The sequence below is a fragment of the Myxococcus sp. CA039A genome (assembly GCF_013336645.1).
Lineage (GTDB): Bacteria > Myxococcota > Myxococcia > Myxococcales > Myxococcaceae > Myxococcus > Myxococcus llanfairpwllgwyngyllgogerychwyrndrobwllllantysiliogogogochensis.
Map to the genome: position 1 here is coordinate 1 of NZ_JABUMQ010000131.1, position 21,772 is coordinate 21,772.

Consider the following 21,772-nt stretch of genomic DNA (forward strand, 5'->3'; position numbering starts at 1 on the left):
CGACGACAGCGTCAGATATGTATAAGAGACAGGCTCAACGCGGTGGGCCTGTCTCTTCCCGTCCCCGTGGGGTCGGGGCGCACGGGGCTGTATCCCCTGCACATGCTGGCCCTGGCGGGGAAGCTGCTGGGCAAGCTGCTGTGGCCCCATCCGCTCGTGCTGACCATTCCCCTGCGTGTTCCGCCCGAGCCGACCCAGGTCGCCCTGGGCTCCGTGTTGCTCGTGGCCCTGATCGGCCTGCTGTGGTGGAAGCGCCGCGACGCGGGGCCGGCCTTCGCTGGCGGCGTGTGGCTCCTGGCCCCGCTCCTGCCCGTCTTCTTCTTGCAGCTGAGGGGCGTGGAGGCCTACGCGGAGCGGTTCCTCTACCTGCCTTCCGTGGGCTTCTGCCTGTTGGCCGCAACGGGGCTGCGAGGGCTCCTGGAGCGATGGCGCGAGCATGCGCGAGCAGTGAAGCTCCTGGTGGGGGGTGTCGTCGTGGTGTGCTCCGTGCTGACGCTGGTGCGTGTGCCCGCCTGGCATGACGAGGTCTCGCTCTGGGAAGACACGGTGGCGATGACGCCTGGCCAGCCCATCCTCAGAGGCTATCTGGGCGGGGCCTATCTCAAGGCGCGTCGCCCCGAGCAGGCCCTGGCCGAGCTCCAGCTTGCCGCGGTGGAGCTGCCACGCAGCTATCAAATCCAGAGCGACCTGGCGGTGGCCTACGCGCTCCTGGGAAGGATGGACCTCGCCATCGTCCAGTTCGAGCGCATCCTCCAGCTTCGTCCTGGCGAGCCGGTGGTCATCCACAACCTCGGGCTCGCGTTGCGGCGGACGAAGCGGATGGAGGAGGCGGTTGCTCGCTTTCAGGAGGTCTTGCGGCTGGCTCCGCGTCGCGCGGATTCTCACCTGGAGCTCGGGCGTACGCTGCTGCAGATGGGACGCCCAGCGGAGGCGGTGGCTCCACTGGAGGAGGCCTTGCGCCTCCAGCCAGAGTCAGAGCCCGCTCGGCGAGGATTGCAGCAGGCCCGGATGGCCCTGGGCTCCCCGCCCTGATTCAGGCGACAGCGTGAGTGAGGGGTGGCCCGTTCGGTCCAGCCCCACCTCGTCAGCGGAAGTCGCGCCGCTCGAAGATGAAGATGGCGGCGGCGGTGAAGAGCGCCGCCCAGCCCAGGCCGTAGCCCACGCCCGAGAGGAAGGTCGAGGTATCGACCGGGAGGCCGTACGTCGCATAGGGGCGGAAGTTCATCCGCTCCAGGTTCGGCAGCAGGTAGTAGAGCGCCTTCGCGAAGGTCTTCACCGAGCCGTCATCCAGTCGGTTCGCGATGTCGTAGAGGTCCGAGGCCAGGTGGCCGGTGAAGTAGATGCCGGTGGTGGCGATGGCCGACACCGCGGGGCCCGTGAAGCTCGAGAAGAGGATTCCCGCGCTGGTCAGGACCAGCAGTTCGAACCAGAGACCCACCGCCGCGACGATTTGCGTGGAGTGGATGCTCACCTGGAACATCAGCAACTGGCTGGCGAAGATGAGCATCATCGCCCCCATCATCACCGCGAGCGTCAGCATGTTGCCCGCCAGCCGCGCCAGCAGGAACTGGGTGCGCGACACGGGCTTGCTCACGACGAGGAAGATGGTGCGCCGCTCGATTTCGCGGCTCAGCAGCCCACTCGACAGGAAGATGGTGAGGAAGACGAGGATGAGGCTCATCATTCCCAGGCCAAAGTCGGTGAGCACCCGGTCGAACGTGGCGACCGTCACCTCCGTAATCAACGTCGACGACAGCAGCACCACCGCCGCGAAGGCGCCGACCACCACCGTGACGCGGTTGCGGCGTGCCTCCCGGAACCCGTTCCAGACCATCGCGCCGAACGCGCTCATGTGTTGATCTCCCCGCCGACACTCGTCGTTCGTCCGGAATCCTTGAGGGCGTCCATGAAGAGCTGCTCCAGGGAGAACTGAGCCGCCTGGAGGCTGTTGACGCGTCCGCCGGCCGCCAGCACCTGGCTCAGCATCTTCTGGCTCTGGGCATCGGGCACCTGCACCCGCACACGCCCGTCCAGGGACTGGGTGGACTCCAGGGCCACGCCCAGGCTCTTCACCTGCTCCAGCGGCAGGCCTTCCACCACCATCTCCACGGTGGGCACCTGCGTGGAGAGCAGCTCCCTGACGCTGCCCTCGCGCACGCGACGGCCACCCACGAGCACGGCCAGCCTGTCACAGAGTGCTTCCACGTCCGGGATGATGTGGCTGCAGAACAGGACGGTGGTCCCCCGGTCTCTCTCGGCGAGGATGAGGTCGCGCATCTGCCGTCGTCCGACGGGGTCCAGACCGCTGGTGGGCTCGTCGAGGATGAGCATCTTCGGTTGGGCCACCAGCGCCTGCGCGAGCGCCACGCGCTGCACCATGCCCTTGGAGTAGCGCCGAATCTGGAGCTTCTCCGCGGCCCCCATCTCCACGGAGCCGAGGACCTCCGTCACGCGCACGTCGAGCTCGTGGCCGCTCATGCCGCACAGCTGGCCCGCGAGCGTCACGAACTCACGGCCCGTGAGGTACTCGTAGGGCGCGGGATTCTCTGGCAGGAAGCCCACGAGTCGCCGCGTGGCGGCCTTGTCCACGGGCTGGCCGAACAGCAACGCGTTGCCGCTGCTCGGCCGCACCAGGTTCATCAGAATCTTGATGGTGGTGGACTTACCGGCGCCGTTGGGACCGAGCAGGCCGTAGATCTGCCCGGCGCCCACCTCGAGGTCCAGGCCCTGGAGGGCGCGAACGGTGCGGTTGAACCAGAAGCCTACCTTGTAGGTCTTCGAGAGTCCCCGGACTTGAATGGGAGGGGCGTCAGGGCTGAGGGGATTCATGGTTCTTCGCGTCCATGGGCTTTGGAACGAGGCGCTCCCCGTCCGACGTCTTCTCGTTGTAGATGATTCCCAGCCGGAACCGCGTCGCCGTGGAATAGGCGCGTCCGTCGTCACCCAGGAAGAGCTTGCCGCCCAGGGGATCGCCAGGAAGCTCGCTCAGGTCTCCTGCTGAGACGAGGGCTTCAAGGGAGCCGGGCAACTGGCCGGTGCGAGCCTTGTGGTGTTCTAGGGCCTCGTCGAGCTGCCGGAGAAGCCGCTCCTGGAGGATTTCATTCACGCGGCGCTCGTAATACGTGCGCGTCTCCTCGTCTTCGGCGCTGTCGCGCAACGTCTGCGCGAGACCCAGGCTGGTTTCGAACTCCCCGGCCTGGGCATACAACCGGGTCGCCAACCCCGAGTACCACTCCGGCGCGCCGGGCTCCCTCGCGAGCGCTTCGATGATGGCGGCCGCCTCTTGATAGCGGCGCTCGAAGAACATGAGGTTGTAGGCGAGCTGGAAGTGGATGCGCTTGTCCTCCGGCGTGTTGGCCATGCCCTTGCGGAGGATGGTCGAGGACTCCTTGACGTTCGCGTACTGCTCACGACCCATGTGGATGGGGATGGTGATTCCCGCGAACGTGTAGACCTTGGCGAACCGGGGGTCGAGGTCCGTCGTGAGGTCCGCGTAGTAGTAGACGTCGCGGTAATCAGACACAGACCTGGCCGAGCCGACCCGGTTGATCGTCAGAATCCAGAAGTAGTCGGTGACCAGGCCGAGCTGCGCCTTGAACAGTGCCTTGAGGAAACCGGGGCGCGGCAGGATGGGACGGTCACCCAGATGCGGAGGGGGGCGGGGCTGGCCAGAGAGGTAGACCACCAGAAGCAGTCCAGCAACCAGCAGCACGGTAGGCAGCTTGCGCATCATTCCCTTGAAGAAGCAGACACGGGACACCCGAGGAGCCCCGGATGTCCCGTTGATACAGCGCGGCGCTTCACCCAACCAGAGGTCCAGCGCCTACATGATTACGGGCAGCTCACGTCGTTGTACGCGTTACCCGGCTCGCCGCCACCGATCGTGCCCGGCGGGTCGATGCCGCACGTGTTGGTGAGCGCGGTGGACACCGTCGCGAGGGAGGTGATGCCCCAGGTGTCGCCGAACGCATCGTTGTCGACGTTACCGGCCGCCGTCGCGTAGAATTCGCAGTTCGGGCAGTTGCCGTCCACGCCGATCTTGCCCATGGGCGCCGCGACCGTGGGGGCCTGATTGAAGCGCGCCGAGTCCTGGCCGATGCAGCCCTGATCATATTGGCGCGCGTTGACTGCCTGCGCCGCCGGAGCGCAGCCCGCCTTGATGGCGTAGGTGAAGCGGTTGCCCGGCTCCGGATCAAAGCCGACGACCTTGAAGTCCGAAACATACTTGTCCTTCTCGCCGAAGTACGCCTTCTGGGCCGTGAAGATGGCCTTCAGGTTCGTCTTGGCCTCGGACTGCTTGGACTTGGCCTGGAAGCGGATGAAGTTCGGGATGGCGATGGCGGCCAGGATGCCGATGATGGCGACCACGATCATCAGCTCGATGAGGGTGAAGCCACCCTTCTTCTTCAGGAGACGGTTCAGCATGTCGGGAGTGCTCCGCAGGTGCAGAGGGGGGTTGAACGACAGCCCGGATTCATAGCACGAACGGTGCCATGGCCAACAGTTGCCCCAACCCGGTGAATTCCCACAGCGGAGTGGGGCGGATCTCGCTCGCTCCTCGCCCGAGCTGCCAAAAATTGTCACCGCGCCTGCCGCAAATCGTCGATCCCCGATGCTGTCCTCCCTGGGCCGCGACGCTAGGATGCCCGACTCCGTGACGGACTCCTCACTCGTGCCAGGCTGGGCCGGGCCCCTCTTCACCGCCTTCCTCCTGGTCCTCGGCCTGTGTATCGGCAGCTTCCTCAATGTCGTCATCGCCCGTGTCCCTGAAGGACTGAGCATCGTCCGGCCGGGTTCGCGCTGCCCCAAGTGCGGGCATGTCCTGTCCTGGTACGAGAACATCCCCGTCCTCTCGTGGCTCGCGCTGAGGGCTCGGTGTCGTTCGTGTCACGCGCCCATCTCCCCGCGCTACGTGCTGGTGGAGCTGCTCACCGGACTGCTCTTCCTCGCGTGTTTGCGGAGGTTCGGGTGGACGTACGAGTTGTTCCCCGCGCTCGTGCTCGTGTCGTTGCTGATACCGCTCACCTTCATCGACCTGGCGCACTGGATCCTTCCGTTTTCGCTGACGGTTCCGGGCATCGCCGCGGGGCTGGTGCTCGCGGTGCCCCGAGGCGCGGACGCGGTGGTGGACGCCACGTTGGGAGCGGTCATCGGCTTCCTCGCCTTCCGCCTGATGGAGTACGTGGGCTGGAAGGTCTTCCGGAAGGAAGCGCTGGGCGGCGGTGACAAGTTCCTCGTCGCGCTCCTGGGGGCGTTTCTTTCCTGGCGAGCCCTGCTGGGCATCCTCTTCTTGTCATCGCTGCAAGGCGCGGTGGTGGGACTGGCCATGCTCGGACTCACCGGGCGCGCGGGGCCGTCGACACCTCCCGATGCCAGGCCCGTGACGCCTCCCGAGGGCGTCGCGCCACCTCCGGATGCCCCGAGCGTCAAGCCATCCGAAGGCGCGGCTTCCCCTTCCGAGGAGAAGCTCGTCTCGCACGCGACCGAGGGCGCCGCCCTGCCTCCCGGTACCGAGAGCGCGGCGCTTCCGCCTGTCGTTCCGACTGACGCGTCGTCTCCTGGCATCGGCGCGACGACGGCCGGGCCCGAGGGCACGAATGAGTCCGAGACCGAGCCCGAATCCACGATGACGTGGGAGTTCACCCGGCCGGGGCTTCCGTTGTGGAAGCGCTTGTTGCTGGTGCCCTGGTGCCTGCTCTTCCAGCCGATTCCCGATGCGCCCATGGACGATGAAACGGGCGAGGAAGAGGAGTGGGTGCCCGGGCCCACCAACATTCCCTTCGGGCCGTGGCTCGCGCTGGCGGGCCTGGAGGTGATGTTGCTGGGGCCGTGGCTCGCGCGCGTGCTGCCGATGGACATCGCCATGTTGCTCGGGGGCGCGCCGTGAAGCGCGCGCACGCGCGATGAAGTGGCGCATCGCCAGCGTGGCGTTCCTGCTGAGCTCGCTCTGCACGGGACTCTCCTGGTTGTCGCTGCAGCCCGTCCTCATCCGGTTGTTGGAGCTGGGGCGCCGGCTCGTGTCGCCGGGGACACCGGACGCGGAGGTGCTGACGCAGGTGCGAGGCTTTCTTCCGCTCGCGCTGGGACTGGACCTGGTCGCGCTCACGTTGCTGTCGTACGTGGTGTTGGACCTGACGGTGGGCCGTCCGCTGCGCTCCGCCGAGGCCATGGTGGAACAGCTGGGGCGACTGGAACTGGACCCGCACCTGACACCCACGCAAGGCGGGCCGCTGCTGTCGAGGATGCAGCGCGCGTTGCAGCGGCTGGCGGAGGCGCTGCGTTCGGAGCAGGCCCTCACGCGCTCCCAGGTGGAGTCGCTGCGGGAGGCCAACACCCGTCTGGCGCGAGCCCAGACGGAGCTGGTCTCCGCCGAGCGGCTGGCCACGGTGGGCAGGCTCGCGGCGGGCGTGGCTCACGAGGTGGGAAACCCCCTGGCGGGCATCCTCGGGTACCTGTCGCTGGCGCGGATGAAGGCGCCCACGGAGGAGCTGAAGGACTACCTGGAGCGCATCGACCACGAGGTGCAGCGCATCGACCGCATCGTCCGGAGCCTGCTGGACCTGGGGCGTCCGGAGACGGCGTCCCCAGGACCGGTGGATGTCGGCTCGGTGGTGGAGACGTGTGTGCGGCTGGTCCGCGCCGCGCCCGAGCTCGCGGGTGTGTCGGTGGACCTGGCGCTGGAACCGGGGGTGTTCGCCCGGGCGGAGGCGGGCCCGCTGTCGCAGATCCTCATCAACCTCCTGCTCAACGCCGCGCAGGCCATGGGAGGGCAGGGGAGCGTCAGTGTGGTGACCCTTCGTGAAGAGGGAGAGGCCCGGCTGGTGGTGAGGGACCACGGCCCAGGCATTCCGCCCGAGGTCATGCCCCGGTTGTTCGAGCCCTTCTTCACCACGAAGGGGCGACAGGGCACGGGGCTGGGGCTGGCGGTGTCGCTGCGGCTGACGCAGGTCATGGGCGGGCGGCTGGGGGCGGAGAACCTGCCCGAAGGTGGCGCGCGCTTCACCGTGTCCCTGCCCGCCGTGTGAGCGGACGCTGTCCGGCCAGAAGCTATCTCCTGCCTCGGGACTGGGGGATGATGCCAGAAGGCCCCCATGTCCTTGTTCCGCACCATCCTCGTCGCCGATGACGAGCCCTCCATCCGGCACATCCTCACGTTGGTGCTCACCGACAAGGGCTACGACGTTCGCGCTGTCGCGGACGGGGAGGAGGCGCTGCGGGAGCTGGCCACGCGCGACTACGACGTCCTCGTCTCCGACGTGCGGATGCCTCGCAAGGATGGGCTCACGCTGCTGCGCGAGGCGCAGGCCGCGCACCCGGGGCTCACCGTGGTGGTGATGAGTGCCTACGGCTCGCAGGAGCAGGCCCTGGAGGCGGTGTCCGCCGGCGCGTACGACTACGTCCAGAAGCCCTTCAAGCCCGAGGAAATCGTCTTCGTCCTGCGCAAGGCCGAGGAGCGCGAGCGGTTGCTGCGCGAGAACCGGCGCCTCAAGCAGGGCGGTCTTCCCTCCGTGCCCCAGGGGCACATCCTCGGAGGGAGCGCGTCGCTGCATGCGGTGCTCAAGCAGGTGGCGCGCCTGGCACCGGTGGACACCACCGTGCTCATCAGCGGGGAGAGCGGTACGGGCAAGGAGCTCATCGCCCGGGAGCTGCACGCGCGCAGCCCGAGAGCCCCGCTCCCCTTCGTCGCCGTCAACTGCGGCGCCATTCCGGGAGGGTTGCTCGAGAGCGAGCTGTTCGGTCACGCGAAGGGCGCCTTCACCGATGCGCGCACGGCCAAGCGCGGCCTCTTCTCCGAGGCTGACGGCGGCACGCTCTTCCTGGACGAAGTGGGCGAGCTGCCGCTGCCCGCGCAGGTGAAGCTCCTGCGGGTGCTGCAAGAAGGAGAAATCCGTCCGGTGGGCGAGAACCGGGTGGAGAAGGTGGACGTGCGCGTGGTGGCGGCGACGCTGCGGGACTTGGGCAAGCTGGTGGAGAAGGGGGAGTTCCGCGAGGACCTCTACTACCGCCTCAACGTGGTGAACGTGAGGGTGCCTCCCTTGCGAGAGCGCCGCGAGGACGTGCCCCTGCTGGCGAGCGCCTTCATCCACCGCTTCAACCGCGAGCTCAACCGCGAGTCTCCCGTGGAAGGCCTGTCGCCAGAGGCCGAGGCCCTGATGTCCGCCTACGCCTGGCCGGGCAACGTGCGCGAGCTGGAGAACGCCATGGAACGGGCAGTCCTCCTGGCGGATGGCCCGCATATCCTTCCGGCCAACCTGCCCGAAAGGCTGTGGGCCGCGCCCGCACCCGGGCCGACGGGAACCAACACCGGCGGGATGCCACAGGTCGGTAGCGACCTGTCGCTCAAGCGGGCCATCCGGGAGCTGGAGGAGTCCTACATCCGGGCGGCCCTGAGACGGACGAAGGGGAACCGGACCCGGGCGGCGGAGGTCCTGGACATCAGTCACAGGGCGTTGCTGTACAAGATCAAGGAGTACGGCATCGACCCGGACGCGGAGGCCGAACGGAGCTGAAGGGGGAGATTCCGTCGGGCCGTATTTGACGGAATGCGGCCGGAGCCGGAAAATCGGGCCTCCGCGACCGTGGTGGGGGGCCCGGCGCAGTTTGGACGCAGGGGTCCCGGCCGAACGGAGAGCAGGCGGGCTCCGGGCACTTTTTAGGAGGGGTTGACGGCCAGTGCTACGCTGGCTGCCTCTCGACGGAGTCAAGCATGGCGAAGGGCAAACTGGCACTCGGTCTGGACATCGGATCGACCTCCATCAAGATGATCCTGCTCAAGGAGCAGCGCAAGCGGGGTGAGGTCGGCTTCGCGTTGCAGAGCTTCGGCATGAAGCCGCTGCCGCCCGAGGCCATCGTGGATGGCGCGCTGATGAACTCCACCGCCATCGTCCAGGCGGTGCAGGAGCTGATGTCCGAGCTGAAGGTGAAGGGCAAGGATGTCGCCATCGGCGTGTCCGGCCACTCGGTCATCATCAAGAAGATTCAGATGCCGCGCATGTCCCAGGAGGAGCTCGAGGAGAGCATCCAGTGGGAGGCCGAGCAGTACATCCCGTTCGATGTGAAGGACGTGAACATCGACACGCAGATCCTCGACGGGGGCGGCAACGACGCCACCGGGCAGATGGACGTGCTGCTGGTGGCCGCCAAGAAGGACATGATCAACGACTACACCACGGTGGTCTCCGAGGCGGGCTTGGCCCCGGTGGTCGTGGATGTGGACGCCTTCGCCGTGCAGAACATGTTCTCCGTCAACTACGACCTGCCGGAGAAGGAGACCGTGGTCCTCATCAACGCGGGCGCCTCGGTGGTGAACATCAACATCATCGCCAACGGCGTGACGGTCTTCACCCGCGACGTCACCATCGGTGGCAACCAGTTCACCGAGGAGATCCAGAAGCAGCTCAACGTCTCCTACGAGGAGGCGGAAGCGCTGAAGATCGGCGGCAACCGCGCGGACGCGGATGCCGTGGTGCCTCAGGAGGTCGAGCGCGTGCTCTCCAGTGTCGCCGAGCAGGTGGCCGGTGAAATCCAGCGCTCGCTGGACTTCTACGCGGGCACCGCGGCGGACTCGAACTTCACCAAGGTCTACCTGTCCGGCGGCACGGCGAAGATTCCGGCCCTGTTCAAGACCATTGAAGCGCGCACCGGGGTGCCGGTGGAGATCCTCAACCCGTTCCGCAAGATTGAAGTGGACAACCGCAAGTTCGACCCCGCGTTCATCATGGACGTGGCGCCCATGGCCGCGGTGGCAGTGGGACTGGCGCTCCGGCGTCCTGGCGACAAGCTGGCCTAGACCGTCCACTTCCTGGAGACGACGCACATGATGATTCGCATCAACCTGCTTCCCGTCCGGAAGGTTCAGACCCAGCAGAAGGGCCGGCAGATCCTGGTCCTCTTCGCGCTGGCGCTCATTGGCGCCGCCGTGGGCAACTATCTCTGGTTCGACGACCGCGACAGTGAGTTCCAGCGCAACGCCCTGGCCATCACACAGACGCGCGCGAAGATCGCCGAGCTGGAGAAGGTCATCGGCGAGGTGAAGAACATCAACGCCCGCAAGACCGAGGTGGAGAAGAAGCTGGCCGTGCTGGACTCGCTGCGCAAGGGCCGCAACGGTCCGGTCCGGATGATGGACGCGCTGGCCTCCGCCACGCCGAAGAAGGTCTGGGTGAAGGCCTTCGTCGAGACCAGCAGCGCGGTCGCCATCGATGGCTCGGCCGTCAGCCACGATGAGGTCGCCGAGTTCATGCGCGGCCTCAACGGCGTGGTGTGGACGCCCAAGGGCATGGGGCGCCTGGTGGATCAGCGCCGGGACACGAAGACGTCTCGCGTGGAGCTCCTGACGGCGGAAGCCACCATCGAGGAGTTCCCCGCCGGGCAAATCACCCCGTTCTTCACCAACATCGACCTGACCAGCGCCGTGCAGACGAAGGGGGCCACCGGGCCCACGGGTGTGCCCTCCCTGGTTGACTTCAAGATCACCCTCACCGCGAACTACGCCATCTGACCGAGGCCACCGCCATGGACAAGTACCTGGACCAATTCGTCAAGGCGTCCCCGGCCGCCAAGTTCGGTGGCCTGGCAGCGGTCATCATCTTGATGACCGTCGCCAACTTCTTCCTGCTCATCGACCCCACCGAGACCCGCATCAAGTACCAGCTGTCCGAGCGGCGCACGCTGGACCTGGAGCTGGCGGAGAAGAGTGAAATCGCCCAGAACCTCAACGAGCGCCGGCGTGAGATGGACGTGCTGGAGCAGAAGCTCGCCGAGGCCCTCACGGAGCTGCCGGAGAAGAAGGATGTCGAGGAGCTGCTCGCGCAGATCAACGACATCGGCAAGAAGAGCGGCCTGGAAATCTCACTGGTGCAGCCCGACCGCGAATACGTGGGCGGCGGCGAGTTCTTCGCCCGCATCCCCATCCGGATGACGGTGAGCGGCAACTACCATGAGATCGGCATGTTCCTGCAGGAGATGGCGAACATGCGCCGCATCGTGAACGTCAACAACATCAACCTCGGCCAGCCGACCCTCAAGAACGAGAAGGTCGTGCTGCAGAGCACCTTCCTGGCGACGACTTTCCGGTTCGTCGAGACCAAGAACTAGAAACTTGATCCGTCCGGAAAGTAGGGCGACAAGGGGATTGAGGATGAAGATGTTCAAGGCCACCATGACGACTGCCGCGCTCGCGCTGACGCTCGCTGCCTGCGAGGAGGCACCTCCGCCCCCTCCGCCGGTGGCGGCGCCACCTCCCGCGGCGCAGGCCGCGGCGCCCGTGGAGACGGCACCGACCGCGGTCGAGGCCGCGGCCGTGGCGCCATACGTCTACAGTTACAACCCGGTGGGCAAGCGGGATCCGTTCCGCAGCCCGTTGGAAGAGCTGGGCCCGGTGGCCCAGGCCAATCCCGTCACGACGTGCATGGAGCCTTTGTGCGCGTTCGACCTGGACCAGCTCAAGCTGGTCGCGGTCGTCACGGGTGACGCCAATCCACTGGCGATGGTCGAAGACCCGCTGGGTCGAGGTCACATCGTGCGCCGCAACACCCGGGTTGGACGCCAGGGTGGCAAGGTCACGCAAATCCTTCGCGATTCGTTGACGGTGACCGAGGTGTTTTCGGGCAACGGAGAGATCATCAAGAATCCGGTGACTCTGCAGCTCAAGCCCGATGACCAGCAGGACCCTAGTTACAATCTGATGACGGGCAAAAACTACGGGGAGTAGCGCCCCCTGTGGCGCGCCCGCGGGCGGCAGCCCGCTTCCAACTTGGTGAGGGGACGCATGCTCGAGAGGAGCGCTGTGACGAGGGGCAAGTGGATGTTGGCGACCGCTTTTGCGGTCGTCCTTGCGGGCGCCAGCAGCAGTGGCGCCGAACTGAATACGCTTCGGGACCTGGATGTGTCCCGTACCGGCTCGGGCGCCCAGGTGGTGGTGACCGGAACCCGGCCCCCCACCTTCACCGTGTTCCGGCTGAGTGGTCCGGAGCGGTTGGTGGTGGACCTCTCGTCGGCTGACGCGACGGGTATCAAGGGCCACCACGACGGCTCCGGCCCCGTGGCCGGGGTCGTGGCGTCGCAGTTCTCGGACGAGCGCGCGAGCGTCGGCCGGGTGCTGCTGGCGCTGGACAAGGCGTCGCAGTACGACGTCCGGGCGGATGGCAACCGCGTGGTGATTTCGGTGGATGGCGCGACGCCCGCCGCCGAGGTCAAGCGTCCGGAGCCCGTCGCCGCTCCTGTCGCCACGGCTCCCGCTGCCCCGACGCCCGCACCGGTCGCCGAGGTCAAGCCCGCCGCGCCCACCGCCGTCATGGTGGCTGAAGCGCCGGCGAAGCCCGCCGCTGAAAAGCCCGCGCTGCCAGAGAACGTGGTCGCCGCCGAGGCGGATGAGCGTGAGGTGGCTCAGCCAGCTCAACGCATCACGCAGCTGGCCTATTCCGACGACACGCTTCGCATCCGCGCGGATGGCGACATCGCGCGCTATGAGGTGCTGGAGCTGGCGGACCCGCCGCGGCTCGCGGTGGACCTGTACGGGGTGGGGCTCTCCGCCCGCGCCCCTCGCGTGAATGGCGCGACCCTCCGGGACGTGCGTGTCGGCGCCCACTCGGACAAGGTCCGGCTGGTGCTCGACGTGCGCGGCAAGATGCCCGCCTACCGGGTGGACCGGGCCGAAAAGGGCCTGGAAGTGGTGCTGGGTGGAGCGGTGGCCCGCAAGGCCGCGCCCGAGCCCTCGCCGCAAGAGGTCATCGCGTCGGTGGCTGAAGTGGAGCCGCTGCGCCCCGCGCCCCAGCCGGTGGAGGCGCCTGTCACGGTCTCCCTGGTGGAGGTGAAGGACCTGTCCTTCCAGGAGGGTGGGGCGGGTGGTCGCGTGGTGCTGAAGCTGTCCGGAACGGCCGCCTGGAAGGTGGACCGTCCCGACCCGCGCAGCGCCGTGCTGACGCTGGACAACGCCCGGCTGCCGAAGAAGCTGGAGCGCAGCCTGGACACCAGCGCGCTGGAGACGCCGGTGAAGATGATCAGCGCCTTCAGTGTCCCCGGTGAGGGCCGCAAGGTGCGCGTGGTCGTCGCCGCCGACGGCGCCATCGAGGAGAAGGTCACCCAGAACGGCGGGACGCTCTCCTGGCGCCTGGACGTGAAGGGCGTGAAGACGGACGAGGTGTCCGTGGCGCAGCGCACCGCCGGCTTCACCGCCGAGGCGCCCGCCTACGCCGCCGAGGGCGCGCCGCAGCAGGCCCGCTACCGTGGCAAGCGCGTCTCCTTCGAGTTCAAGGACATCGACATCCAGAACCTCCTGCGGGTCATCGCGGAGATCTCCAAGAAGAACGTGGTCGTCGCGGACGACGTGTCCGGCCGCGTCACCATCCGCCTGCGCAACGTTCCCTGGGACCAGGCGCTGGACCTCATCCTGCGCACCAAGCAGCTGGGCAAGGAGGAGTTCGGCAACATCATCCGCATCGCTCCCCTGAAGACGTTGGAGGAGGAGGCCCGGCTGCGTCAGGAGCGCAAGAAGTCGCTCCAGCAGCAGGAGGACCTGCTGGTCAACCTCATCCCCGTCAATTACGCGGTGGCGTCTGAGATGGCCGCGCGGGTGAAGGACGTACTGAGCGAGCGCGGCAACGTCACGGTGGACACGCGCACCAACGTGCTCATCGTGAAGGACGTGCGCTCCAACACGGAGAAGGCCCGCGCGCTGGTGCGCAGCCTGGACACTCAGACTCCGCAGGTGCTCATCGAGAGCCGCATCGTGGAGGCGAGCACCGCCTTCAGCCGTCAGCTCGGCGTGCAGTGGGGCGGCCAGGCGCGCGCCTCCCAGGGCACGGGCAACCCCACGGGCCTCATCTTCCCGAACAACGTCGCCGTCACGGGCGGCTCCGTGGGCACCGCCGCGGGTCTTCCCGCCGCGCCGAACTTCGCGGTGAACCTGCCGGCGACGGTGGGTGAGGGTGCCGGTGGCGCGCTCGGCTTCGTCTTCGGCTCGGCCGGCGGCGCGCTGCAGCTCAACCTGCGGCTGTCCGCGGCGGAGAACGAGGGCACGGTGAAGACCATCTCCGCGCCCCGCGTGACGACGCTGGACAACAACACCGCGCGCATCAGTCAGGGTGTGTCCATCCCGTTCAGCCAGACGTCGGCCGGTGGTGTGAACACGACCTTCGTGGAAGCCCGCCTGTCGCTGGAGGTGACGCCGCACATCACCCAGGACGGCAGCATCCTGATGTCCATCAACGCCTCCAACAACCAGCCGGACCAGTCCAACACGGGAGCGAACGGGCAGCCGTCCATCCAGCGCAAGGAAGCCAACACCCAGGTGCTGGTGAAGGATGGGGACACCACGGTCATCGGCGGCATCTACGTCCGCCGTGGCGCGACCACGACCAACGCGGTGCCCTTCCTCTCGAAGATTCCGGTGCTGGGCCTCCTGTTCAAGAACTACTCGGAGCGGGATGAGCGCCAGGAACTGCTCATCTTCATCACGCCCCGCATCCTCAACCGGCAGACCATCGCGCAGAGCCTGTAAGGCATCGCGCCTCTTCATGCAGGAGAGCGTTCGCTCATGAAGCCCATCTATCTCGCCGCGCTGCTGGCGTTCGGCACGGTGTCTTGTGTCGACAACCTCCCGAAGCTCCAGATTCTCCAATCCGCTCCACCCGAAGAGGACTGCAATGTTCCGGATGACGTGGCGTTGCTGAGCGGCTCGTTGAACCTCGCGCTGGCTGGTGACTACCTCGCCGGGCTCACTGTCACCTCCAACCTGTCCGACACACCTATCGTCGTCGGGGAGGGGCCGGTCTCCGATATCGACTCCACCGCCGTCTATCTCACCGAACTCGAGCTCAGCTATCAGACGGAGCCCGAGCTCAACATCCCCAGTGCGACGGTTCCCATCTACGGGACCTTCCGTGGCAATCAGGATGGTTCCATGGTGCTCGGCCTGTTGACGCGCGACGCGCAAAGCGCGCTGCGGTCCGCGGTCGGGGGAGGAGGCTCCGTTGTCGACGTGCTCGTGACTCTGCGGGTCCGAGGACACACGGTCGCTGGCGGCGACGTGGAGACGAACGAGATTTCCTACCCGCTGGTCGTGGGCTTTGCCCCCTACGTGTGCCCCAAGCCTGGCGATGTCCACGGCCCCAGCGTGGGGCCGTGTGACCCGCGCGGGCAGAATGGCGTTGTCCCCGAGTGCGTGTCGCCCTGAGCGGCGCCGCTGCCCAAGAACCCTGAGAGCCCATGTCCTTTCGCACGCACCTCGAGTCAGTGGTCAACCAGGTGGACGGAGCCCTCGCCTGCAGCGTGATGGGCTTCGACGGCATCTCCGTGGACACCTTCCAGCGCGAGGAGGCAAGCGAGCTGGACTTGAGTGGTGCCTGGGTGGAGTACGCCAACCTCCTCACGCAGCTGCGCAACGCCGCGGAGACGCTCAAGACGGGGACGGTCAGTGAGGTCAGCGTCAACAGCGACAAGGTGCTGACGCTGATGCGGTTGGTGTCACCGGAGTACTTCCTGGTGCTGGCGCTGCGCGCGGATGGCAACTACGGCAAGGGGCGCTATGTGCTGCGCGTGACGGCCCCCAAGGTGAGCGCGGAGCTGTAGCCGCGCTCGCTGTAAACCAGTCATCCAGACGACGCGCCGCTCCACTGGTTTCCCCTTCCCATGGAAGGGGGCATGGGCTAGACACCCCCGACTTTTCAAGCTTCCGCTATTTCGAGTCTGAAGGAGTCGGTCCCCATGGCCGGATTCATTGATACGTCCGAGTTTCACAACAACATGAAGATCGAAATCGACGGTGAGCCGTTCGTCATCGTCGAGTTCCAGCACGTGAAGCCCGGCAAGGGTTCCGCCTTCGTTCGCACCAAGATTCGCAGCCTCCTCTCGGGCCGCGTCCTCCAGCCCACGCTGAAGTCCGGCGAGAAGGTGGGCAAGCCGGACATCGAAGAGAAGGACATGCAGTACCTGTATGTCCAGGGTGACGACTACTACTTCATGGACAAGCGCGACTTCGAGCAGACCTTCATCAGCGAGAAGGCACTCGGCGACGCGAAGAAGTTCCTGAAGGAGAACATCGACGCCACCATCCTGTTCTGGAACGGGAAGGCGATTGCCGTCACGCTGCCCAACTCGGTGGACCTCAAGGTCGTCAAGTGCGACCCGGGCGTGCGCGGTGACACCGTGTCCGGTGCGCTGAAGCCCGCAGAGCTGGAGACCGGCTTCGTCGTCAACGTCCCCCTGTTCATCAACGAGGGTGACGTCCTGAAGATCGACACGCGCGACGGTGGCAAGTACCTGACCCGCGTCGCCACCGCGGGCTAGCTCAGGCTCCGCTCGGAGGGACGCGAGAATGGCAACCAAGCGCAAGTCGACCCGGGCGTCCGCGCCCACCAGCGCGCCCGCCCCGGCGAGCGCGCGAGACGCGGGCAACACGTCCCTGGACGTGGAGGCCCTGCGAGAAATCGTCAACATCCTGGAGGCCTCGGACGTGACGAGGCTGGTGTGGAAGCGCGGGGAAGAGAAGCTCTTCATCCGCCGCGGCCACGCCCCGGAGACGACCATCGTCCACCACTCGGCCCCCCCGGCCGTCCAGGTGGGCCCGGCCGTCGAGTACACGGCTCCGTCGGCGCCTCGCGCCGCCCCGGTCGCCGCTGCCCACTCCGTGGCCGCCGCGGCCCCCGTGGCCGAGAAGGCGCCGGAGAAGCCGGGCCACGTGGTCACCAGCCCCTTCGTCGGTACCTTCTATCGGACGCCGGCGCCGGATCAGCCCGCCTTCGTCGATGTGGGTTCGGTGGTGAAGAAGGGCCAGGTGCTCTGCATCATCGAAGCGATGAAGTTGATGAACGAAATCGAGTCCGAGGTGTCCGGTCGCGTGGCCGAGATCCTCGTGGAGAACGGTCGCCCGGTGGAGTTCGGCCAGGCGCTGTTCCGCATCGAGCCGGCTTGACGCGGCGCGCGCGCCTTTGCTTTTCGCGGGGCGCGCGCCCGAGCCGGCCGTTTCAGGAGACACCCCCGTGTTCAAGAAGGTGCTGATTGCCAACCGCGGGGAGATTGCCCTGCGGGTCATCCGCGCCTGCCGGGAGCTGGGCATCGCCACGGTGGCGGTGCACTCCACGGCGGACGCCAACGCCCTCCATGTCCGCTTCGCCGATGAGGCGGTCTGCATTGGCCCGCCGGCGTCCAAGGAGAGCTACCTCAACGTCCCGCAGTTGCTCTCCGCCGCGGAAATCACCCGCGCGGACGCCATCCACCCCGGCTACGGCTTCCTCTCCGAGAACGCCGAGTTCGCCGAGGTGTGTGAGAACTGCAAGATCCGCTTCATCGGTCCGCGTCCGGAGATGCTGCGGATGATGGGCAACAAGGTCCGTGCGCGGCAGGCGGCGCGCGAGGCGGGCATGCCGCTGTTGCCCGGCAGCCCCGGCACGGTGAAGGACCCCCGCGAGGCGGAGGTGTTCGCCCGGGAGATTGGCTTCCCCGTCATCCTCAAGGCCGCCGCCGGCGGTGGTGGCAAGGGGATGAAGATCGTCCGCGAGCCGAGCGCACTGGCCCAGGCGTTCTCCACCGCGCAGGCGGAGGCGGTGGCCTCCTTCGCCAACGGCGACCTCTACATCGAGCGGTACGTGGAGAAGCCGCGCCACATCGAAATCCAGATTGTCGCCGACGAACACGGCAACGTCATCCACCTCAACGAGCGCGAGTGCTCGGTGCAGCGCCGGCACCAGAAGCTCATCGAGGAGTGCCCGTCACCCGCGCTCACGCCGGAGCTGCGGCAGCGGATGGGTGAGGTGTCCGTCCAGGCGATGCGCAAGCTGCGCTACAACAACGTCGGCACCATCGAATATCTGCTGGACGAGCGCGGCGAGTTCTACTTCATGGAGATGAACACGCGCATCCAGGTGGAGCACCCGGTGACGGAGCTCGTCATGGGCGTCGACCTGGTCCGTGAGCAGATCCGCATGGCCTACGGCCACCCGCTGCGCTTCAAGCAGGAAGACGTGCAGATGCGCGGACACTCCATCGAGTGCCGTGTCAATGCCGAGGACCCGATTACCTTCGCGCCGTGGCCCGGCAAGATTACCGGCTACAGCGTCCCGGGTGGCTACGGGGTGCGCGTGGACTCGGGGGCCTACGAGAACTACACGGTGCTGCCGTACTACGACAGCCTCCTGGCCAAGCTCATCGTCCACGCGGAGGACCGCGAGACGGCGATCCGCCGCATGCAGCGCGCGCTGGGCGAGTACGTCGTGGAAGGCATCCGCACCAACATCCCCTTCCACCGCGCGGCGCTGGCGGACGAGTCGTTCCAGGAAGGCAACTACGACACGCGTTTCGTCGAGCGTCTCCTGGCCAGTGAGACAGGTTCTCGCCGGCTGAAAAAAGCAGTCGAAGAGACGCCGTAGCACACGTCCGCCTACGTGGCGTTCCCGCCCGTGGGGCGGGCATGCAAGCAGGTGAGCTGGCCCCGGGGGGAGCCGGGCTGTTTCTTGACCCGCGTTGGAGGATTCCGTTAGCCTCCGACTCTCCCCCTTTTGAAGATAGAAACCCGCGAAGTTCCAAGGGGTTTCGGCTTTCCGGAAGCCCACGCTCGATGGACAAGAACAAGATCATCGAAGCCGCCGCGAAGCTCGTCGCGAAGGGCGCCTACGACAAAGCCATCAAGGAGTACCAGAAGGTCCTGGAGGTCGACCCGAAGGACATCCGGGTCCTCCAGAAGATGGGGGAGCTGTACGTCAAGAAGAACGACAACGCCCAGGCGGCGCACTTCTTCACGAAGGTCGCGGAGAGCTACTCCTCCGATGGGTTCTTCCTCAAGGCCGTCGCTCTCTACAAGCAAGTCCTCAAGCTCAATCCGAACCTGCTGGAGGTGAACCTCAAGCTGGCGGAGCTTCACCAGCAGCTCGGGCTGATGTCGGAGGCGATGGCGTACTTCCAGATCGTCGCCAACCACTACGACAAGGCGGGCGACACCAAGTCGTCGCTCGATACCTTGAAGAAGATGGTGGATCTCGACCCGGAGAACGTGGCGTCGAAGATCAAACTCGCGGAGCTCTATGCGCGCGAGAACATGACGCGCGAAGCCATCCAGGAGTTCAAGCGCGCCGCCGAGTACCTCAAGCGCAACAGCCGTGGCGACGACTGGGCCCGCGTGGCCGAGCGACTGTCCACGCTCGAGCCGGACAACCTGCCCCTGGCCAAGGAGCTGGCGTCCTCGTACTTGCAACGCGGTGACCAGAAGCGCGCGCTCGCGAAGCTGCAGGTGTGCTTCAAGGCGGACGGCCGCGACGTGGAGACGCTGTCGCTCCTGGCCCAGGCGTTCCAGGGACTGGGGCAGACGTCCAAGACGGTGTCTGTCTACAAGGAGCTGGCGAAGATCCACCAGGAGCGCGGCCGGCCCACGGAGGCGGAGGCCGTCTGGACGCAGATTGAAGTGTTGGATCCGCAGGACCCGGATCTGCTCGCCCGCCGCGCGCCCGCGCCGCAGCCCGCCGCCGCGCCGCAGCCTGCTCAGGCCCCGCAGTCCGCCGCCGCGCCGCAGCCCGCCGCTCGCGCCGCGCCGCAGCCCACGCCCCAGGCCGCTCCGGCTCCCGTGGCGCCGCCCGCGCAGCAGGGCGGACTGGCGCGCGAGCAGCTCTCCAAGCTGCTCACGGAGACCGACGTCTACGTGAAGTACGGGCTCCACGACAAAGCCCTGGAGCACCTGCGCAAGGTCTTCTCCGTGGACCCGGAGAACCTGGACGCGCACGAGAAGGCGTATCAAATCTATGTCGCGTCCGGGAACGCGGCGCAGGCGTCCGAGCAGCTGCTGAACGTGCTGCGACTGTGCACGCGCGCGGCGGACTCGACGCGCGCGCAGCAGTACCTGGCGACCATCCTCCAGCAGAACCCCTCCCACCCGGAGGTGCCGGCGTTCCTGTCGGTGCTGCGCGTGGAAGGTCCGGTGACGACGGCGCCGTCGGCCACGGTGGTGGAGTCGGTGGGCGAGGACGCCATCCTGGTGGACTCCAGCGACGACGAGGTCCTCGTCGCGCCGCCCCCCGAGGACGCGCTGCTGCACCCGCCCGGCGACGAGTTGGCGCTGGCCACGCTGCCCTCGAACGACTCCGACGAGGTCATCGACGACGACGGGGACGCCACCGTCGTCAGTGAGGAAGCGCTCGTCGGCGAGGCCATCACCTCGGGTGAGCACGACGTCTTCGACACGCCCGCGCCGGAAGACCTGGCCGCGGACTCCGCGGACGAGACGCTCGTCTCCAGTGACGACGACGGGCTGATGCTGACGGATGAGCCCGGCCTCGTGTCGTCGGAGGACGAGCCGCTCGTCGAGTCGGCCGACCTGGATGCGTCGTACGCCAGCGACGAGGGCCTGTCGCTGGGGGACTCGGACGACGAGGCCACGTCGACGTCGATGGCGGCGCTGTCGCTCGGAGACGAGGACGAACCGCCTCCGACGATGGTGCGCGCGCCCACGCGGGCCCTGCTCCAGGAAGCCGCGCCGAACACGCGCAAGCAGCCGGTGTACGTGGAAGAGGCGCAGCTCGACGTGGACGAGATGCCCACGCGGGTGGGCATCGCTCCGCTGGATGCCTCCATGCTCGACGAGCTGGAGGAGGCGCCGGGCTCGGACATGCCCTCGCTGGGGGATCCGTTCGAGGAAGAGGAGCCCACCGCCTCGCACGCCGTCGTGTCGCTGGACGACATGCCGACGGAGGACCCAGAGACCGACTTCGGCTCGGAGCCTCAGGTCGAGTCCGACTTCGAATCAGAGCCCCAGGACGAGACCGACTTCGGGTTGGAGTCCCAGGCCGAGCCCGACTTCGAGTCGGTGGAGGAGCCCGAGGAGGCGTCCGCCGAACTCGTCGCCGACAGCGCCAGCGAGGGTGACGAAGAGGAGCCGGCGGCCGAGGAGTGCGACGAGGCGGCCTTCTTCCTGGACCAGGGCCTGATGGAAGAGGCCCGCGAAATCCTGGAGACGGTGTCGATTGCCTTCCCGGGCCATGCGCGCGCCACCGAGCTGATGGAGCGGCTGGAGGCGATGGAGGCCAGTGGTGGGGCGGCGCCCGAAGAGGAGCCGCTGGAGCCCATCTCGGTGCCTTCCGTGCAGCCGGTGACGGATGCGGGCGCGGAGCGCGACGCGTTCGACCTGGCGGCGGAGCTGGCCGGCGAAATCGACAACCTGGGCGACGACACGGCGGCCGCGGCGCCCGCGGAAGAGGACTTCCAGTACTCGGTGGAGGAGGTGTTCTCCGAGTTCAAGAAGGGCCTGGCCAAGGTGGTGAAGCCCGAGGACGTGGACACGCACTACGACCTGGGCATCGCCTACAAGGAAATGGGCCTGCTGGACGACGCGCTCCACGAGTTCGAGGTGGCCCGGCAGGGCTGCGCGGGCACCAAGCGCGAGGTGGACTGCCTGACGATGATGGGCATGTTGCACCTGTTGCGCGGTGACGGCGGCTCGGCGGTGGAGACCTTCCGAGAGGGGCTCGCGAGCCCGTTCGCCACGGGTGAGGCGGCCAAGGCGCTCGGCTTCGAGCTGGCGACGGCCTACGAGGCGAACGGCGAGCCAGGCAAGGCGCTGTACCACTACCAGCGAGTGGCGGTGATGGACGCGAAGTACCGCGACGTGGGGACGCAGGTGTCCCGCATCGCGGCGAGTACGCAACCGGAAGAAGACCCCCTGCCGACCCCGGCACCCGCCGCGGTGAATGGCTCCAAGGCCCATGGTGCCGCACCCGCAGCGGCGGTGGCGAATCCCCCGGTGCCAGCGGCCGGCGCGCCCAAGGCGCGCAAGGTCGGTTACGTGTAGTTG

The 21,772-nt window shown here is 67.3% G+C and carries 19 protein-coding genes; 15 read left to right on the forward strand and 4 right to left on the reverse strand.

The features are described 5' to 3' along the window. A partial coding sequence (locus tag HR086_RS22175; RefSeq protein ID WP_174466587.1) for a tetratricopeptide repeat protein occupies nucleotides 1-1,032 on the forward strand: 1,032 nt, incomplete at its 5' end. A gap of 52 nt (nucleotides 1,033-1,084) precedes the next feature. On the opposite strand, the gene HR086_RS22180 is transcribed toward HR086_RS22175, so the two are convergent. The 4 genes from HR086_RS22180 to HR086_RS22195 all read right to left on the reverse strand — a co-directional run bounded on the left by HR086_RS22180 (nucleotide 1,085) and on the right by HR086_RS22195 (nucleotide 4,410). After that, nucleotides 1,085-1,852, reverse strand: coding sequence for an ABC transporter permease (locus HR086_RS22180; protein ID WP_174453018.1), 768 nt, complete (start codon nucleotides 1,850-1,852; stop codon nucleotides 1,085-1,087). Next, complete coding sequence (locus HR086_RS22185; RefSeq protein ID WP_174466588.1) at nucleotides 1,849-2,829, reverse strand: ABC transporter ATP-binding protein; 981 nt, start codon at nucleotides 2,827-2,829, stop codon at nucleotides 1,849-1,851. Before HR086_RS22185 ends, HR086_RS22180 begins: the two co-directional genes overlap by 4 nt. Beyond that, nucleotides 2,810-3,760 (reverse strand): pilus assembly protein PilG, encoded by a 951-nt coding sequence (locus HR086_RS22190; RefSeq protein ID WP_371817177.1) that lies wholly within the window; start codon nucleotides 3,758-3,760, stop codon nucleotides 2,810-2,812. The genes HR086_RS22185 and HR086_RS22190 overlap by 20 nt, the downstream gene beginning before the upstream one ends. A 71-nt stretch (nucleotides 3,761-3,831) precedes the next feature. Next, nucleotides 3,832-4,410: a prepilin-type N-terminal cleavage/methylation domain-containing protein gene (locus tag HR086_RS22195; protein ID WP_254614326.1), complete on the reverse strand. Its 579-nt coding sequence runs from the start codon at nucleotides 4,408-4,410 to the stop codon at nucleotides 3,832-3,834. A gap of 232 nt (nucleotides 4,411-4,642) precedes the next feature. On the opposite strand from HR086_RS22195, the gene HR086_RS48600 reads away from it, so the two are divergent. The 14 genes from HR086_RS48600 to HR086_RS22270 all read left to right on the forward strand — a co-directional run bounded on the left by HR086_RS48600 (nucleotide 4,643) and on the right by HR086_RS22270 (nucleotide 21,769). Further along, nucleotides 4,643-5,887: a prepilin peptidase gene (locus HR086_RS48600; protein ID WP_373564340.1), complete on the forward strand. Its 1,245-nt coding sequence runs from the start codon at nucleotides 4,643-4,645 to the stop codon at nucleotides 5,885-5,887. 16 nt (nucleotides 5,888-5,903) lie between these two features. Next, nucleotides 5,904-7,025 (forward strand): sensor histidine kinase, encoded by a 1,122-nt coding sequence (locus HR086_RS22210; protein ID WP_141642890.1) that lies wholly within the window; start codon nucleotides 5,904-5,906, stop codon nucleotides 7,023-7,025. A 66-nt stretch (nucleotides 7,026-7,091) separates the two neighbouring features. Then, a complete protein-coding gene (locus HR086_RS22215; protein WP_141642889.1) occupies nucleotides 7,092-8,510 on the forward strand; it encodes a sigma-54 dependent transcriptional regulator in 1,419 nt (472 codons plus the stop codon). A 197-nt stretch (nucleotides 8,511-8,707) separates the two neighbouring features. After that, nucleotides 8,708-9,790 (forward strand): type IV pilus assembly protein PilM, encoded by a 1,083-nt coding sequence (gene pilM / locus HR086_RS22220; RefSeq protein WP_141642888.1) that lies wholly within the window; start codon nucleotides 8,708-8,710, stop codon nucleotides 9,788-9,790. A gap of 27 nt (nucleotides 9,791-9,817) precedes the next feature. Continuing rightward, nucleotides 9,818-10,501 (forward strand): PilN domain-containing protein, encoded by a 684-nt coding sequence (locus HR086_RS22225; RefSeq protein WP_174453021.1) that lies wholly within the window; start codon nucleotides 9,818-9,820, stop codon nucleotides 10,499-10,501. Nucleotides 10,502-10,515: 14 nt separating this feature from the next. Next, a complete protein-coding gene (locus tag HR086_RS22230; RefSeq protein ID WP_174453022.1) occupies nucleotides 10,516-11,097 on the forward strand; it encodes a type 4a pilus biogenesis protein PilO in 582 nt (193 codons plus the stop codon). A gap of 43 nt (nucleotides 11,098-11,140) precedes the next feature. Next, entirely contained in the window at nucleotides 11,141-11,713 is a 573-nt protein-coding gene (locus tag HR086_RS22235) for a pilus assembly protein PilP (RefSeq protein ID WP_174453023.1), read from the forward strand. A gap of 57 nt (nucleotides 11,714-11,770) precedes the next feature. Then, nucleotides 11,771-14,500: a type IV pilus secretin PilQ gene (gene pilQ, locus HR086_RS22240; protein WP_174453024.1), complete on the forward strand. Its 2,730-nt coding sequence runs from the start codon at nucleotides 11,771-11,773 to the stop codon at nucleotides 14,498-14,500. A 36-nt stretch (nucleotides 14,501-14,536) separates the two neighbouring features. After that, on the forward strand, nucleotides 14,537-15,175 hold the full coding sequence (locus HR086_RS22245) for a hypothetical protein (RefSeq protein ID WP_174453025.1): 639 nt from the start codon (nucleotides 14,537-14,539) through the stop codon (nucleotides 15,173-15,175). A gap of 32 nt (nucleotides 15,176-15,207) precedes the next feature. Further along, on the forward strand, nucleotides 15,208-15,570 hold the full coding sequence (locus tag HR086_RS22250; protein ID WP_141642882.1) for a hypothetical protein: 363 nt from the start codon (nucleotides 15,208-15,210) through the stop codon (nucleotides 15,568-15,570). A 135-nt stretch (nucleotides 15,571-15,705) separates the two neighbouring features. After that, nucleotides 15,706-16,287: an elongation factor P gene (gene efp / locus HR086_RS22255; protein WP_174466589.1), complete on the forward strand. Its 582-nt coding sequence runs from the start codon at nucleotides 15,706-15,708 to the stop codon at nucleotides 16,285-16,287. Nucleotides 16,288-16,315: 28 nt separating this feature from the next. Next, entirely contained in the window at nucleotides 16,316-16,912 is a 597-nt protein-coding gene (gene accB / locus HR086_RS22260; protein WP_174466590.1) for an acetyl-CoA carboxylase biotin carboxyl carrier protein, read from the forward strand. Between the two features lie 67 nt (nucleotides 16,913-16,979). Further along, nucleotides 16,980-18,365, forward strand: a complete 1,386-nt coding sequence (accC, locus tag HR086_RS22265; RefSeq protein WP_174461562.1) for an acetyl-CoA carboxylase biotin carboxylase subunit — start codon at nucleotides 16,980-16,982, stop codon at nucleotides 18,363-18,365. A gap of 188 nt (nucleotides 18,366-18,553) precedes the next feature. Then, nucleotides 18,554-21,769, forward strand: a complete 3,216-nt coding sequence (locus HR086_RS22270) for a tetratricopeptide repeat protein (protein ID WP_174453028.1) — start codon at nucleotides 18,554-18,556, stop codon at nucleotides 21,767-21,769. The last annotated feature ends 3 nt before the right edge of the window (nucleotides 21,770-21,772 follow it).

Excerpts from the sequence above, each read along its gene's own strand:
- pilQ (WP_174453024.1), top strand. The coding sequence starts at position 11,771 with ATGCTCGAGAGGAGCGCTGTGACGAGGGGCAAGTGGATGTTGGCGACC.
- HR086_RS22210 (WP_141642890.1), top strand. The coding sequence starts at position 5,904 with ATGAAGTGGCGCATCGCCAGCGTGGCGTTCCTGCTGAGCTCGCTCTGC.
- HR086_RS22245 (WP_174453025.1), top strand. The coding sequence starts at position 14,537 with ATGAAGCCCATCTATCTCGCCGCGCTGCTGGCGTTCGGCACGGTGTCT.
- accB (WP_174466590.1), top strand. The coding sequence starts at position 16,316 with ATGGCAACCAAGCGCAAGTCGACCCGGGCGTCCGCGCCCACCAGCGCG.
- HR086_RS22180 (WP_174453018.1), bottom strand. The coding sequence starts at position 1,852 with ATGAGCGCGTTCGGCGCGATGGTCTGGAACGGGTTCCGGGAGGCACGC.
- HR086_RS22230 (WP_174453022.1), top strand. The coding sequence starts at position 10,516 with ATGGACAAGTACCTGGACCAATTCGTCAAGGCGTCCCCGGCCGCCAAG.
- HR086_RS22250 (WP_141642882.1), top strand. The coding sequence starts at position 15,208 with ATGTCCTTTCGCACGCACCTCGAGTCAGTGGTCAACCAGGTGGACGGA.
- HR086_RS22225 (WP_174453021.1), top strand. The coding sequence starts at position 9,818 with ATGATGATTCGCATCAACCTGCTTCCCGTCCGGAAGGTTCAGACCCAG.
- HR086_RS22235 (WP_174453023.1), top strand. The coding sequence starts at position 11,141 with ATGAAGATGTTCAAGGCCACCATGACGACTGCCGCGCTCGCGCTGACG.
- HR086_RS22185 (WP_174466588.1), bottom strand. The coding sequence starts at position 2,829 with ATGAATCCCCTCAGCCCTGACGCCCCTCCCATTCAAGTCCGGGGACTC.
- efp (WP_174466589.1), top strand. The coding sequence starts at position 15,706 with ATGGCCGGATTCATTGATACGTCCGAGTTTCACAACAACATGAAGATC.
- HR086_RS22215 (WP_141642889.1), top strand. The coding sequence starts at position 7,092 with ATGTCCTTGTTCCGCACCATCCTCGTCGCCGATGACGAGCCCTCCATC.
- pilM (WP_141642888.1), top strand. The coding sequence starts at position 8,708 with ATGGCGAAGGGCAAACTGGCACTCGGTCTGGACATCGGATCGACCTCC.
- HR086_RS22270 (WP_174453028.1), top strand. The coding sequence starts at position 18,554 with ATGGACAAGAACAAGATCATCGAAGCCGCCGCGAAGCTCGTCGCGAAG.
- HR086_RS48600 (WP_373564340.1), top strand. The coding sequence starts at position 4,643 with ATGCCCGACTCCGTGACGGACTCCTCACTCGTGCCAGGCTGGGCCGGG.